Here is a 14,835-nt window from a genome sequence, read left to right on the forward strand (position 1 = left end):
ATATATAAAAAGCATCCAATAACATGGATGCTTTTTATGTTTTTTGAAGTTGTTTAAAAGCAATAATCGGAAGTAAAATGATGCTAACCCACCCGATTACTGGATATAGAATATGGAGTAATTCACTGTAACCAACGTAACTAAAGCAATAACTTATTAGTAAGATGAAGAAAATAATATTGTTATTTTTCCAGCCAGTGATGGATTGCATTTGTTTTGTCATTCCGAACACATTGCCAACTAAAGTTGTGAACACTTCACCGAAAATGATAAGAACAAAGAAAAAGTGAAAAGTTGTATTGAATTTTCTAATGACTTCAGCCATTGGGATATTATATTGATAAAATTGGTCGACTGATAAGATCGCTAAATGGCTACATAATAAAATTAAAGAAAGTCCTGCACCACCTAAAATACCACCCCATAAAATGGCTTTTCGATCTTTTACTTCGCTGGCTAACGGGACGAGAACGCTTTGGGCGAGAGAAAGATTTAAGGCGACATATGTAATAGGACTAGTTATCCACTTCATATTCCAGCTTTCTGCAGGAATAGTGTTACTAATAGGAGTTGTACCGTGAAAAAACGTTGTAATAGCAAGTCCGATAATGAAAATCATCATAATAGGTACGACAAGTGTATTAACTTCAAAAACCCCTTGTAATCCGCGACTACCTATAATGAGACAGGCGATTACTGTAATGAAAATACCGAGTTGTCTTGGTAAACGAAGTTGCTCTTCAAATACCGCTCCAGCTCCTGATAACATAACGCTCGTTACACCAAATAATACGAGCAATAATAATGTGTTTACGACATTTCCAAATACATCCCCAAATAAATATTTGTTAAATTCTTGCGCTGAAAATGCACCGATTTGTGAGGAGAGTAACATCATTTTTGTACCGAGCCAAATAAAAAAAAATCCACTTATACATATACCAATTGTTCCATAAAAGCCATTCACTGTAAAAAATTCAACAATTTCTCGTCCAGTAGCAAATCCAGCTCCAACGACTGTTCCAATATAAGTAGCAGCGACTTTCTTTGCTACTTGCCATTGTTGATTGTCCATGTTATCCCTCTTTCTACTACGATGAGCTTGATTTACTATTATGCATATGTATGAGCTTGGACAATTAGACGTATGAAGTGTTTGAAAACATACATGAATTAATACATATTAGGGAAATATTAAAGGTGTTAAAACTTTGTTACATATAAGCTAATCGTTCGAAAGGATAGGAAATGTATGGTAACATGTAACTAGGTTATGAAAAGATAATCATTACAAAATGATAAGAGGAGTGGATTGTATGAGTACGAAAACAAATGTTGTTGAAGTATTAAACAAGCAGGTAGCAAACTGGAATGTGTTATATGTGAAACTACATAATTATCACTGGTATGTGACAGGACCACACTTCTTTACATTACATGAGAAATTTGAAGAGTTTTACAATGAAGCTGGAACGTATATTGATGAATTAGCAGAACGTATTTTAGCATTGGAAGGTAAGCCGTTAGCGACAATGAAAGAATATCTTGCAACATCTAGTGTGAATGAAGGGACAAGCAAGGAATCTGCAGAAGAAATGGTGCAAACATTAGTAAATGATTACTCAGCACTTATTCAAGAACTAAAAGAAGGCATGGAAGTTGCTGGTGAAGCTGGAGATGAAACATCAGCGGACATGTTGTTAGCAATTCATACAACATTAGAACAACATGTATGGATGCTAAGTGCGTTCTTAAAATAAAGTGAAACTTTAATCAGTGGGGGCTTACTGCCCATTAAAGCGGGATAAATATAAGAATATAAAGAAAAAAGTCATTGAAAAATTCTTTCAATGACTTTTTTGTGATTTTTCAGTTTTCTTTTATGCTATAATATAATAAAAAGGAGGCGATGCGATGTTTCGCTTTTTCAAAATTGGAAAAGAAGAGCGTGAAATTACGAAAGATGAATTGGAACAAGCGATGGCTAAGTTTCTAGAAAAGAATGCTAATATCGTTTATACAGTATTAGTAAATGATGATTATACAGTGAATTATGATTTGTTAAAGCCGTATTTACCTGCATTTCCAACAAACCATTTTCTTATTACGAAGGAAACGCTTGAGGTATTTGAACATACAGAAGAAAACTTAAACCTAGTGAAAGAAATTGATATTGTACAAAAGGCAGTAGATCAGTATGTAACAGAAAAAGAAATGTTTCCAATTGTAGAAGGTAGTGAAGATCGCCTCATATGCGGAATGAAACTAGGACCTTACTTAGATCGTATATTAAAAAGAGACTTATATATTTCAGAAAAACATTATTTAGTTTCAAGTAAACCAGATAGAAAAAAACAAAAGAGTGGGTAGATGTATTGAGAACAACAATAAATATATTGTTGTCTTTTTTTTGGTTGTAAAAATATTTATTTTTCAGTCTATTAAACTTTATACTAAATTTATTGGGTAAAGAGGAGTAATAATTGAGTATCATTTTAAGAATAAAGTTATTGTTAGCTTGAGTTATATAACGATTACAGAATGATATAAAGGTTTGAGACATAAATATTATAACAGGTTACGAGGGAGTAGATGTATGAAAAATGGTATGACTTACATTCAATTATTAAATGAAACGTTACATTGCTATGCAAGTAAAGGAGGTTTAGAAGCGTACACTTATATAATGGAGCATGCTAAAGGTATAGTAGGGAATGAGGCTCAAATATATAATTTTAAATATGCATTAGCGAGTGCAGCAGGACTTGAAGAAGAAGCGTTGCATTTAATGAAGGAAGTTATTATGGAAAAGGGTTTTTGGTATGGAAATGAGTATTTAATTTCGGACGACGATTTAAAACCACTACATAAATTTGAAGAGTTTCATCAAATGGTTCAATTATGTAAAGAAAGAGAAGAGTTAGCAAAGAAAACAGAACGAGCAGATGTGAAATATATAGAAAGTAAGAAAAAAGAAAAACTATTTATTGCAATGCACGGTGATCAAGAAAATATAGGAATAATAGAACCATATTGGAAATCTGTTTTGGCACAAAATTATACGTTAGCTTTACCACAGTCTTCGAAAATCCAGTTTTCAGATGGGTTTGTATGGGATGATTTACATAGAGGGAAAGAAGAATTAAAAGAGCATTACGATAAGCTTATAGAGAACCGTACAGTAGAACATGTAATAATTGGCGGTTTTTCTGCTGGAGCAAGAGTAGCTCTATATACAATTTTACAAAAAGATATAGCTGTGGATGGGTTTATTTTTATGGCACCGTGGCTTCCAGAGGTTGAAGAATGGAATGAGTTGCTGGGAGTACTACAGGATAAACATATAAAGGGATATATAGTCTGCGGTGATCAAGATGAAGATTGTTTCGAATGCACACAGCAATTTGTACAATTATTAAGAGATAAGAATATAGAACATAAGTATAAAATTATACCTAACTTAAATCATGATTATCCTATTCACTTTGAAGAGGTATTGAAAGAAGCTATTGAATATATAGGGAATGAAAACAATAAGTAGTAAGAAAAGGAGATGCATCATATGTGATGTATCTCCTTTTTAAAATTATAAATTAAAAGCATTTGCCAATAAGCGATAAGAATTCAATTTATCTTCAAATCGATGAGTAATAGTGACAATCATAAATTCTTCAGTATTGTACGCTTTGCTTAAGTTTATGATTTTTTCTTTTACAGAAGACGGATCGCCTACTATCATACGTTGACGATTTTCTTTTATACGGAATAAATCATACGTGCTATATGAATAATTTTGAGCAGTTTCGATAGAAGGAGTGCCAGTTGTACGCTTTCCTTGTTCTAGTAATAAGATTGATAAATCTAAACTAGAAGCAATTTTTTCCGCCTCTTCATTTGTTTCTCCGCAAATAACAAAAATAGCGACGATTGATTTTGGTTTATCTCCTAAATAGGAAGGCTGGAATTGTTCTTGATAAGCTTCCATTACTTCAGGGCCGCCGTATCCGTTAATGAACTGTGCGAATGCAAAAGAAGCACCTTGTTGTGCGGCAATCTTTGCACTCTCTCCGCTAGAGCCAAGCAACCACATGTCGGGAGATGTTGGAATTACAGGAGTAGCTTTTAAATTCGCATAATGATGGTTTTCTGGTACTTGATCATGTAAGTACATTGCAACATCTGCAATTTGTTCTGGATATTGATCAAGTGAGACCATTTTTCCTTCTTGAAGTGCGCGAGTTGCAATTGGCATACCGCCAGGTGCTCTGCCGACACCAAGGTCAATACGATTTGGATAAAGCGCTTCTAAAACACGAAAATTCTCAGCAACTTTATACGGGCTATAGTGAGGTAACATAACACCACCCGAACCAACTTTCATACGCTCCGTTTTTGCTGCAATATGAGAAATAAGTATTTCTGGACTTGAACCAGCAAGGCTTACAGAATTGTGATGCTCTGATACCCAAAAGCGTGTATATCCGAGTTTTTCAACTTCTTGCGCAAGCGTAACTGTATGTGAAAAAGCTTGGGTTGCTGTACTACCATCTGAAATAGGGGATTGGTCTAATACACTTAATTTGATCATAGAATATACCTCTCAATCTTAATGTACATCCTATTATATATTTACTTACGAAAAATGCGTAATGAAATGCTCAAAATAAAAAGTGGATAAATTATATATCCACTTTTAATGTGAAAATCCTCGTTCATAATGATTCATTTCGACTACATTTAAAATATATTCGTAGTTATCAATCTCAAGTTTTATTTGTTCACGCTCTTTTTTAGATAGATGCAAACTATTAAGCTTGTTGCATAGCTGTTGTTTCTTTTCTTCTAAATACTTTTTTGTAGCATTGTAGTCGTAAGTTGGTTTCATTTTTAACCACTCCTTATTTGCTGTTGCTATATTATACGAAGCGTGAAGAGATGTGAGAGCGATTTCTTATGTATTTTTAGTGAATATTCAACTTGCTCTGTTGTTATGTTTATGGAAATTTATGAATAAAATGCACTAAACGACTAATGCCCATTTGATGAAGTAAGGGGTGGAATTGTGCAGAAAGATATAATGTATAACACTGAGATGGATGAAACGTTAAAAATTATAAATAAAGGATTAAAGAAGACGACGAGCCCGAAGCAAATTATTGTAGTAGGGGCTGGCATGGCTGGATTAGTTTCGGCATCTTTATTAAAAGCTGCGGGACATGAAGTGAAGATTTTTGAAGCAAATAACCGGGTAGGTGGCCGCATAGAGACAGTTAGAATGGAAGATACCGGTTTATATTTGGATGTAGGGGCAATGAGAATTCCGTATTCGCATATATTAACGATGGCATATATAAGAAAATTTGGGCTACAGGTGAGCCCTTTTATTAATAGGAATGAGACTGATATCATTTACGTAAATGGCCGGAAAACGACATTAAAACAATATGAAAAAGATCCAAGTATATTAAAGTATCCTGTAGAAATGAATGAAGTGGGGAAAACGTCTGAGGAGCTATTATTGTTAGCGGTACAGCCTATTATAAATTTTATAAAAAAGAACCCAGAGAAAAATTGGGATGTTGTAGTAAATGATTTTGGCAGATACTCTACAGGACAATTTTTAAAGTATCATCCGTATCAATATAATACATATTTTTCGCCAGTAACGATTGAGATGATCGGTGTTCTATTAGATTTAGAAGGTTTTTTAGAACGTTCATTTGTTGAGACATTACGTTTTTTATATATTATGCAAGAGGAGAGCGGATTTTGTGAAATAGTAGGCGGGAATGATAGATTGCCAAAGTCCTTTTTACCACAATTAGAAGAAAATATTATATATAATCAAAAATTAATGAAGCTACATCAGCATGATAATGGTGTGACAGCTTTCTATCGAAACGAAGAAACGTTTGAATATAGTAGTATTACAGGGGACTTAGTTATTGTTACCATTCCGTTTTCGACAATGCGGTTTGTAGAAGTAGATCCATTTGATTCTATATCTCATGAGAAATGGAAAGCAATTCGTGAATTGCATTATATGCCAGCGACAAAAATAGGAATTCAATTTAAAAGTCGATTTTGGGAAGAACAAGGACAGTTAGGTGGCAGAATTATAACAGATTTGCCAATTCGTTACGCCTATTATCCAAGCTATGGAATTGGAGAGAAGGGACCAGCTATGATGCTAGGAAGCTATACATGGTCTTATGATGCGTTGTTATGGGATGGCTTATCAAAGGGTGACCGTATTTATTACACATTACAAAACTTAGCAACGATATTAGGTGGCCAAGTATATGATGAATTCTTATCTGGTATATCAAAAAGTTGGACGTTGGATCCATATGCACTTGGAGGGTTTGCTCTATTTCAGGCCGGTCAAGAATCAGAGTTGCAACCAGCGATTGTCAAACCAGAGGGAAGAATATTCTTTGCTGGAGACCATACAACGTTATATCACGGATGGATACAAGGGGCAATTGAATCTGGCGTTCGTGTTGCGGTCGATGTAAATGAATTAAATGTATAAAATTCAGAAATTTCTTTACTGTATAGTTTGAGATGGATATTATTATATATAAAAGAATTATATGGAGGGTTGAAAGTGAATCCGTTATTATTCGATTTTCCTTCTGAATTTTATACTGAAAGGTTATTGATTCGAATGCCGAAACCAGGTGATGGTAAAGTTGTATACGATGCCATTCAAGCTTCTATGAAAGAATTAAAACCATGGATGGTTTTTGCGCAAAAAGAGCAAACAGAGGAAGAAGTAGAAGTGAGCATTAGAAAATCGCATATTCAATTTTTGCAGCGTGAGGATTTAAGGTTACTAGTTTTTTCGAAAGAAACAGGTGAGTTTATTGCATCAGCTGGATTGCATCGTATTAATTGGGATATACCTCAATTTGAAATCGGGTATTGGATTGATTCAAGATTTAGTGGACAGGGCTATATGATAGAGGCTGCAAAGGGGATAACGGATTTCGCCTTTTCTGAACTAAAAGCAAACCGCATAGAAATTCGTTGTGATGCTTTAAATAAGAAGAGTAGAGCGATCCCTGAAAAATTGGGCTTCAAATTAGAAGGGACGTTAGAAAGTGCGAGTGTTGCAGTAGATGGAAATGGATTAAGAGATATGTGTGTCTTTGCTATGACGAGAAATACATATGAAAAAGAAGAGCTGTAAAGAAACGGCTCTTCTTTTTGTGTATTATGGTACAGGATGTCCGTTAGAGCTTTCGAAAATTGTAAACCATTGTTGACGGTCTAAGTTAACTTTTGTAGCAAGAGCAGCCGTTTTAACACGATCTAATTTACCAGAGCCAACGATTGGCATCATATTAGCTGGATGTGCAAGTAACCATGCATACATAACAGTATCAATGCTAGTAACACCTAGTTCAGTAGCGATTTTTTGAACGGTTTCACGTACACGTACAGCGCGTTCTGATTGACCAGTAAAGATTTCTCCGCCAGCAAGAGGTGACCAAATCATTGGGTTGATTCGTTTCTCCTGACATAAATCAACTGTTCCTTTTTCAAAATGCTCAAGTTGCAGTGCAGATACTTCAATTTGGTTCGTAATAAGCGGGAAATCTAAGTATGAACTTAACATATTAAATTGAGAAGGTAAAAAGTTAGATACACCGAAATGACGAACTTTTCCTTCTTGCTTTAAGCGTAAAAACGCTTCTGCCACTTCATTTGGATCCATGAAAGGATCAGGACGATGGATAAGTAATACGTCAATATAATCTGTATGTAAATTTTTAAGTGATGCTTCTGCACTTTGAATAATATGTTTTGCACTAGTGTTGTAGTGAGCAACATATCGCTCTGGAAATTTCGGTGATGGGGGAGCGATTCCACATTTTGTGATGATTTGCATGTTTTCACGTAAAGAAGGCTTTAGTTGTAATGCCTCTCCGAACAGTCCTTCACACGTATAACCGCCATAAATATCAGCATGATCAAAAGTAGTAATTCCCATATCCATACAATCTTCAATGAAAGAAAGTAATTCTTGTTTCGTCATATTCCATTCTGCTAAACGCCAAAAACCTTGAATAATACGAGAAAATTCGAGCGTTTCGGCCATTTGAACTCGTTCCATTATAGTACCCCCTTGATGAATGGTTATTATTTTGAAAAGGCTTTCTTACTACATATTATTATATAGTTAGAGGGGCGTACAAACAATAAATATGTTTTGCTACAAAAACGATTATTTCTATATGATATAATGTAAAAACATATAGCTAGAAGGAGAGGTACAAAATGATTCCAGTAACAATATTAACTGGTTTTCTTGGTTCAGGGAAAACGACATTATTAAATCGTATTTTATCAGAGAATCACGGTCAGAAATTGGCGGTGATCGTAAATGAAATCGGGCAAATTGGTATTGATAATCAGTTGATTATGAATGTTGAAGAAGAAATTATGGAAATGACAAACGGCTGTTTATGCTGTACTGTACGTGAGGATTTACTCGTTGCGTTAAAACAATTACTGGACGTAAAAGCAGAAGGGAAAATGGACTTTGATGGATTAGTAATTGAAACGACGGGTCTTGCAAATCCAGGTCCTATTATTCAAACATTCTTTTTAGATCCTGTTATTCAATCTGCATACCAAATTAATGGTGTTGTAACAGTAGTAGATAGTTATCATATACATAAACATTTTGAAAAAGGGCTAGAAGCAAAAGAACAAATTGCATTTGCCGATGTTGTATTAGTGAATAAGTTAGATTTAATTGAAGAGAGTGAAAAAGAAAATCTCCTACATGAACTGCAAGGAATAAACCCGACTGCAAAGTTAATTCAGTCGACTAATTGTGATGTGGATATTCCATCGTTACTACAAATTCAAACGTTTAAAACGAAAGATACGTTACAAATTTATCCTCATACAGAGCATAATCATTTAGAAGGTGTAAAATCGTTTGTACTACGCGAAGAGCGTCCGTTAGATTTACAAAAACTAAATGAGTGGATGTCAGCTGTCGTTCAAGAACTAGGAGAATACTTATATCGCTACAAAGGAATTTTATCGATTGATGGAGTGGATAAACGTATCGTTTTCCAAGGCGTACATACGTTATTTGCTGCTTCGTATGATAGAGAGTGGCAAGAGGGCGAAGATCGAGTAAGTGAAGTTGTTTTTATCGGAAAAGATATTAATAAAGAATGGTTCCAAGCACATTTCGAGGAGTGTGTGAAATAAGTCTGCGTTTATTGCAGGCTTATTTTTTGGACTTAACTAAGTGTTTTGTAGAAAAATACTAGATTGCCAAAAACGAAGGACTAAAAAAACCTGTTTTCACAGGTTTGTATGTTCATCTAAAAGTAACTCCATTACAACACCTACAACAGGGCCTTCATCATCAATATCGCCATTTAAACGGAAGCCAAATGACTCATATAATCCCATTGCAAGTTTGTTGTCTGGGTGTAAACTTAAATAAATTGTTTTACATTCAAATTTATTTTGTAAGAATTGAATAAGCAAGCGAAGGAAACGTTTTGCGTATCCTTTTCCTTGATATTGTTGGTCAATCATAAAGCGGTCTAACCATACGCTTTTACGTTTTTCACAATACCATCCATACATTGCATATCCTACAAGTGTTTCTCCATCATATAAACCTACTGACGTTCCGTTTCCCTCATATAATGATTCTGCTAAAGAAAACGCATTGCTTTCAATAAATTGCTGCTGGTCTTTTGCGACGTTTAAAGCAGCTACCGAACGCCAATTTTTTTCTGTTACTTCACAAATGTGAAGAGTCATAATTCCAACTCACCTTCTAAATTAATATAGCTTAAAAGCTAATATGGATAATTTTACTTGTTATTTTGGTCAAGTCAAGCAGAAACACATAAAAAAAGAAGCTGAATGTCGTATTCAGCTTCTTATCAAAAGTTGGTTAGTTAGTAGCTTCTTTCAATGTGTTTACGTTTTCTTCCATTAAAGTGAAGTAATCTTTATTATTTTTCGCATCGTCTTCAGAAATAGTAGCTAAGTGATTTAAGCGTAAAATCTTTGTACCTGTTTCTTTTTGAATAACGGATGCTACTTTTGGAGTAGAAAATGTTTCAAATAAAATATATTTTAGATTATGTTCTTTTACTGTTTTTGTAATGTCAGCAAGTTGTTTTTGAGATGGTTCATCAGAAGCTGAAATACCGGCGATAGCAATTTGTTTCAGGCCATAGCGCTGTTCCCAGTATCCATAAGCCGCATGAGAAACTAAAATATCTTTCGTTTTTGCATTCGCAACTGCTGCTTTAAATTGATCATCTAAATCAGTAAATTTTGTTTGAAGTGCTGCAAAGTTTTTTTCGAACTCTTGTTTATGGTCAGGTTGTAATGCTACAAGTGCATTTTTAATTTTTTCTGCTTGTTTCATTGCTAGAGTAGGGTCTAACCAAATGTGTGGGTCTTTATCGTGATGATGTTCATCCTCTTTATGGCCGTCTCCGTGATCATGATGCTCTTCTTCAGTAGAAGTACGCAGTTCAATACCTTTTGATGCATTTACAATTTTAACGTTTTCTTTTTGTAATGTTTTTTCCATTTTTTCAGCAAATGGTTCTAATTCAGCACCGTTATAAACGAATAAATCGGCTTTTGCAACTTGTACTGTTTGTTTCTGACTTGGCTCAAATGTATGAGAATCGGCACCAGGCGGATAAATTGCTTCAACAGTTACATAGTCGCCACCAATTTTTTTTGCGAAATCTGCAAGAGGAAAAATAGTTGTATAAACAGTTAGCTTTCCGTCTTTCTTGGCATTACCTTCTTTTGTATTTGAGCAGCCAGTAAAAATTAAAGTGAAAATAAGTAAGAATGAAAATATAGTCAATCTTTTAGGCATGAAGTTCTCCTCTTTTCTTTTTTTACGGATATATTTTCCCAAATTATAGAAGAAAAATATCATTTTAATACAAAACGGAATAATTACGTTTTAGTTTGCGAACTTAGTATAATACATCTTTTATAAAGTTGCAATAAATAATAATCATTCCGATTTGATTTTGTTATAAAGTTGTCAAATATAGGTGTGTTATTTTTGCGAATACATGCATATGTGACAACGCTGTGTTCATATATATGAAAGGAGGGTGTAGAGGGGGCTGAGTGTTTGGGTTACTTAATGGAAGCTATTTTATTGATATTAGCGGTAGTATTACCATTAGCCGTAGTCTTAATTTTTTTAAGAAGATTAATAAGTAATTTAGGAGATGCATCAACCGTAACAAAATTACGAGAGAAAGATGAGAAAAAAGAGTGAGTAAAGCACTATGCGTACGCATAGTGCTTTACTTGTGGTAAAATGAGAGAAGGAAACTCCTAAAAGTTGTATGTTACTAAAGGAGAGAAAAGTAAAATAAGAGGTATATGCATATATGAATAAGCGAACAGCGTTAGTACTTGGTGCAAGTGGTTTAGTTGGGCAAGAGATAACGCGTCTATTACTTGAATCAGATTACTACGATTCGGTTACTATTTTTGTAAGAGAACCAATGCAATGGCAACATGAAAAGTTACAGCAAAAGCAAGTAGATTATTTGGCATTAGAGGAATATAAAGAGTTCTTTGCTGTAGATGACGTATTTAGTTGTCTAGGAACAACAATCAAAAAAGCAAAAACGAAAGCTAATTTCAAAAAGGTAGATTATGAATATACGTTACGAGCGGCTTGTTTAGCTGAAAAACAAGGGGTGCAAAATTTCCTTGTTGTGTCCTCAATGGGAGCGAATCCTAAATCGTTTTTCTTTTATTCACAAGTGAAAGGAAGAATGGAAGAGGAATTGCAAAAGTTAGTAATTGGTGGTATTCACATTTTTAGGCCATCTTTATTAGTAGGAAATCGACAAGAATTTCGCTTTGGTGAAAGAATGGCGGAAAAATTATCTCGTATGATTCCTTTTATATTTAAAGGAGCCTTCAAAAAGTATAAACCAATTTCCGCTAAAGATGTGGCAAAAGGGATGTATATAACTGCATTGCGAGAAGAATCAGGTATCCACATTTATAATTCGAATGAAATTACAACGATAGAATAAATAAAACCGAGAAGAAGAGCTTCTCGGTTTTATTTATTTGTACTGATTTTCCCAGGCGCTCGCTCGTATTGATACGGTTCTTCTAATTCAAAGCCAAGTTCATTGGCGGCTATTCTTGGGAAGTAAGGATTGCGAAGTAACTCACGTCCGATAAAAATTAAATCTGCTTCGTTATTATTTAAAATTTGCTCTGCTTGTGCCCCGGTCGTAATCAATCCAACTGCACCAGTTGCAATGTTAGCATGTTCTTTAATATGTTTAGCGTATTGTACTTGATATCCAGGATAAACATCGATGCGTGCAGGTACAACAGCCCCAGAACTACAATCGATTAAATCTACTCCTTGTTCTTTCATCCATTTTGTATACTGAACGTAATCTTGAACCGTTAACCCGTCAGGGTGATAATCATTTGCTGAAATACGAACAAATAACGGTCCGTTCCAAACTTCATTTATCGAGTCAATGATTTCGCGTAAGAAACGATAGCGGTTTTCAGGTGAACCGCCATATTCATCAGTCCGCTTATTGGAAAGCGGAGAAAGAAATTCATTAATGAGATAACCGTGGGCGCCATGTATTTCAATAACGTCAAATCCAGCTTGTTTTGATCGTATTGCAGCCTGCTGAAAAGCTAATACAGTATCTTTAATTTGGTGTTTACTCATTTCTACTGGTGTTTTCATAGTTTCATTAAACGGAATGGCGGATGGAGCGAGAGCATCCGTTTCTAATTCAGCTTTTCTTCCAGCATGAGCGAGTTGAATGGCAGCTTTTGCACCGTTATCATGTATAAAAGTTGTCGTTTTATGTAAGCCTTCAATTAGACTGTCATCCCAAATGCCTAAGTCTTTATTTGAAATTCGACCTTCAGGTAACACGGCTGTTGCTTCAATCATTACTAAACCAACTTGACCGGCAGCTCTTGTTCCATAATGAACGAGATGGAAATTCGTTACTTGGCCATCCTCGTTTTCTGATGAATACATGCACATAGGTGACATAACAATCCGGTTTTTTAGTGTAACGTCTTTAATTGTATAAGGTGAAAAAAGTTCGGAATTCATCCAATAGCCTCCTAGATTGAATTTTCTTACATTGTATCATTCTCTTTTTCGTTTCTCTAATAAAACGCTTATACGAAAAATTTTGTCTATTCGTGTTACAATAATGAATATGAATTGAATTGGAGGATGACATATGTACCAAGCTTATTATGAAAGTGAATTAGGCTTGCTAGAAATTACAGCGAACGATAAAGGAATTACGTCTGTTATATTTGTTGATGAGAGACAAGAAGAACATACAAATGAAATGATAGATCAATGTATAAATGAGCTCGATGAATATTTTAAGGGGAATAGAAAAGAGTTCACAGTCCCGTTGTCTCCTGAGGGAACAGCATTTCAAAAAAATGTATGGGATGCGCTCTATACGATTCCTTATGGCGTAAGTGCTTCATATTTAGATATTGCAGAGAAAGTCGGAAATACGAAAGCTGTACGAGCAATAGGAGGAGCAAATAGTCGCAATCCGATTTCAATAATCGTTCCGTGTCATCGTGTAATAGGAAAGAGCGGGAAACTTGTTGGGTATGCGGGCGGTTTATGGAGGAAAGAGTGGTTATTAAAACACGAAGGTATTTTGAAATGACGTATGGATGGGAAGAGGGATTGTTTTGAAATGTATAAATTGTGGGCAACTTTGCGAGGGAAATCAGTTAAATTGTGAAAGTTGCCAGCGGACTTTGCATACTGAACAGAGTGAAGGAAGTTCGCTAATAGACAAGGAATTAGAAGTATATGTAGGGAGACAATATCCGTATTACAAAAGGAAATGGGAGCTTGAGGAAAAGCGGATTGCTAGGTGGAGCTGGAATGGTTGGGCAGCTATTTTCAATGTAGGTTGGCTCGGATATCGTAAGTATTATTTACCTGCAGCTTTATTTGTAGTGTTATTATTAGCGTGTGATGCGTTTTCTTATTATATGGGCTTCAACGTAGCATTGCCGATCATTAATATGGTGCCTCTTACGTTTCTATTACTCGTTTTTATTTTATTTGGAATGGCGATTTTTGCGAATGGATTATATTATCAATTTGCAGAAAGGCGTATATATCGAATAAAAGCAAGAGAAATTCAAGATGGATCAGTTGAAAAGTACCTCATTCGTGATAGTGGTGGAACGAGTAAAATGGGAGCAACAATTGTTACGATTTTAGCGGTTGCTAGTATTTTTATCAGCCATTTCTTTTTCCCGACTGATCGAGATATTATTCAAAAAGTTCGTACAAGCTCGCTATATGAATATCCATTCTTTTCAATTGGTGAATCGTTTGAAAATTATTTTAGAAATCCGGGTTGGGCATATTATCGTGGCACTGAAGGATTAGAATTGGTAGAGTTCCAAGGGGATAGTCCGGATATGTCGAAGAAAAAGGTTACGATCCAATTTGTTGTTGATTATAAATTGGGTGAGATTGAGCCATACTCACTTATGATTAATGGCGAATCTAAAAATGAGGAAGAATTTTTAAAGATAATGGACGAAATATTTAAAGTTCAAAATCCATTTGACATAGAGGATGGATTACAAGTAAAAGAAATAGAAAAAGAAAAAGAAGTGGATAGTAGAGCTCTCTATCCGCTTCTTTTTTTGTATATACGAAAATAATATTTGAAATAATCTGAATCTTTTGTATAATAATATGTATTATACTGGCTTTCATTTATACATATAGATTGGGGGAAG

The 14,835-nt window shown here is 34.8% G+C and carries 17 protein-coding genes; 10 read left to right on the forward strand and 7 right to left on the reverse strand.

Annotated features, from left to right (window positions below; translation table 11 throughout):
• Nucleotides 1-34 precede the first annotated feature (34 nt).
• Complete coding sequence (locus RCJ96_RS12065; RefSeq protein ID WP_003293891.1) at nt 35-1,075, reverse strand: YkvI family membrane protein; 1,041 nt, start codon at nt 1,073-1,075, stop codon at nt 35-37.
• A 241-nt stretch (nt 1,076-1,316) separates the two neighbouring features.
• Here RCJ96_RS12065 and RCJ96_RS12070 point away from each other — a divergent pair, with 241 nt between their 5' ends.
• From RCJ96_RS12070 to RCJ96_RS12080, 3 genes are all read left to right on the forward strand, one after another.
• Nucleotides 1,317-1,760, forward strand: coding sequence for a Dps family protein (locus tag RCJ96_RS12070; protein ID WP_000105198.1), 444 nt, complete (start codon nt 1,317-1,319; stop codon nt 1,758-1,760).
• A gap of 154 nt (nt 1,761-1,914) precedes the next feature.
• Nucleotides 1,915-2,370 carry a DUF3939 domain-containing protein gene (locus RCJ96_RS12075; RefSeq protein WP_446699789.1) on the forward strand — a complete coding sequence of 152 codons (456 nt, stop codon included), beginning with the start codon at nt 1,915-1,917 and terminating at the stop codon, nt 2,368-2,370.
• A 226-nt stretch (nt 2,371-2,596) separates the two neighbouring features.
• Nucleotides 2,597-3,541 (forward strand): alpha/beta hydrolase, encoded by a 945-nt coding sequence (locus tag RCJ96_RS12080; RefSeq protein WP_416503730.1) that lies wholly within the window; start codon nt 2,597-2,599, stop codon nt 3,539-3,541.
• 45 nt (nt 3,542-3,586) lie between these two features.
• Here the strand turns inward: RCJ96_RS12080 and RCJ96_RS12085 are convergent, their stop codons facing one another.
• Both RCJ96_RS12085 and RCJ96_RS12090 read right to left on the reverse strand, forming a co-directional pair.
• Nucleotides 3,587-4,588: an LLM class flavin-dependent oxidoreductase gene (locus tag RCJ96_RS12085; RefSeq protein ID WP_270794957.1), complete on the reverse strand. Its 1,002-nt coding sequence runs from the start codon at nt 4,586-4,588 to the stop codon at nt 3,587-3,589.
• 105 nt (nt 4,589-4,693) lie between these two features.
• Entirely contained in the window at nt 4,694-4,885 is a 192-nt protein-coding gene (locus tag RCJ96_RS12090; protein ID WP_000805513.1) for a DUF3896 domain-containing protein, read from the reverse strand.
• A 177-nt stretch (nt 4,886-5,062) separates the two neighbouring features.
• On the opposite strand from RCJ96_RS12090, the gene RCJ96_RS12095 reads away from it, so the two are divergent.
• Entirely contained in the window at nt 5,063-6,535 is a 1,473-nt protein-coding gene (locus RCJ96_RS12095; RefSeq protein ID WP_416503731.1) for a flavin monoamine oxidase family protein, read from the forward strand.
• Between the two features lie 75 nt (nt 6,536-6,610).
• On the forward strand, nt 6,611-7,195 hold the full coding sequence (locus RCJ96_RS12100; protein ID WP_416503732.1) for a GNAT family N-acetyltransferase: 585 nt from the start codon (nt 6,611-6,613) through the stop codon (nt 7,193-7,195).
• 24 nt (nt 7,196-7,219) lie between these two features.
• Here the strand turns inward: RCJ96_RS12100 and RCJ96_RS12105 are convergent, their stop codons facing one another.
• The gene (locus RCJ96_RS12105; protein WP_270794951.1) at nt 7,220-8,122 is read right to left on the reverse strand and encodes an aldo/keto reductase; all 903 of its coding nucleotides are present in this window, start codon (nt 8,120-8,122) and stop codon (nt 7,220-7,222) included.
• A gap of 164 nt (nt 8,123-8,286) precedes the next feature.
• Here RCJ96_RS12105 and RCJ96_RS12110 point away from each other — a divergent pair, with 164 nt between their 5' ends.
• Nucleotides 8,287-9,237, forward strand: coding sequence for a CobW family GTP-binding protein (locus tag RCJ96_RS12110; RefSeq protein ID WP_000613439.1), 951 nt, complete (start codon nt 8,287-8,289; stop codon nt 9,235-9,237).
• Between the two features lie 96 nt (nt 9,238-9,333).
• Here the strand turns inward: RCJ96_RS12110 and RCJ96_RS12115 are convergent, their stop codons facing one another.
• Nucleotides 9,334-9,804 (reverse strand): GNAT family N-acetyltransferase, encoded by a 471-nt coding sequence (locus tag RCJ96_RS12115; protein WP_000172423.1) that lies wholly within the window; start codon nt 9,802-9,804, stop codon nt 9,334-9,336.
• A 136-nt stretch (nt 9,805-9,940) separates the two neighbouring features.
• Nucleotides 9,941-10,891, reverse strand: coding sequence for a metal ABC transporter substrate-binding protein (locus RCJ96_RS12120; protein WP_001126173.1), 951 nt, complete (start codon nt 10,889-10,891; stop codon nt 9,941-9,943).
• 267 nt (nt 10,892-11,158) lie between these two features.
• On the opposite strand from RCJ96_RS12120, the gene RCJ96_RS12125 reads away from it, so the two are divergent.
• Both RCJ96_RS12125 and RCJ96_RS12130 read left to right on the forward strand, forming a co-directional pair.
• Entirely contained in the window at nt 11,159-11,308 is a 150-nt protein-coding gene (locus RCJ96_RS12125; protein ID WP_000540927.1) for a hypothetical protein, read from the forward strand.
• A gap of 115 nt (nt 11,309-11,423) precedes the next feature.
• Nucleotides 11,424-12,083 carry an oxidoreductase gene (locus RCJ96_RS12130; RefSeq protein WP_001042754.1) on the forward strand — a complete coding sequence of 220 codons (660 nt, stop codon included), beginning with the start codon at nt 11,424-11,426 and terminating at the stop codon, nt 12,081-12,083.
• A 29-nt stretch (nt 12,084-12,112) separates the two neighbouring features.
• Here the strand turns inward: RCJ96_RS12130 and namA are convergent, their stop codons facing one another.
• Nucleotides 12,113-13,150, reverse strand: coding sequence for an NADPH dehydrogenase NamA (gene namA / locus RCJ96_RS12135; protein WP_071730043.1), 1,038 nt, complete (start codon nt 13,148-13,150; stop codon nt 12,113-12,115).
• A gap of 133 nt (nt 13,151-13,283) precedes the next feature.
• On the opposite strand from namA, the gene RCJ96_RS12140 reads away from it, so the two are divergent.
• A complete protein-coding gene (locus tag RCJ96_RS12140) occupies nt 13,284-13,736 on the forward strand; it encodes a methylated-DNA--[protein]-cysteine S-methyltransferase (RefSeq protein WP_000283894.1) in 453 nt (150 codons plus the stop codon).
• Between the two features lie 25 nt (nt 13,737-13,761).
• Entirely contained in the window at nt 13,762-14,757 is a 996-nt protein-coding gene (locus RCJ96_RS12145; protein WP_270794946.1) for a DUF2628 domain-containing protein, read from the forward strand.
• Nucleotides 14,758-14,835 lie beyond the last annotated feature (78 nt).

It is taken from the genome of Bacillus sp. BSL6 (genome assembly GCF_052928345.1).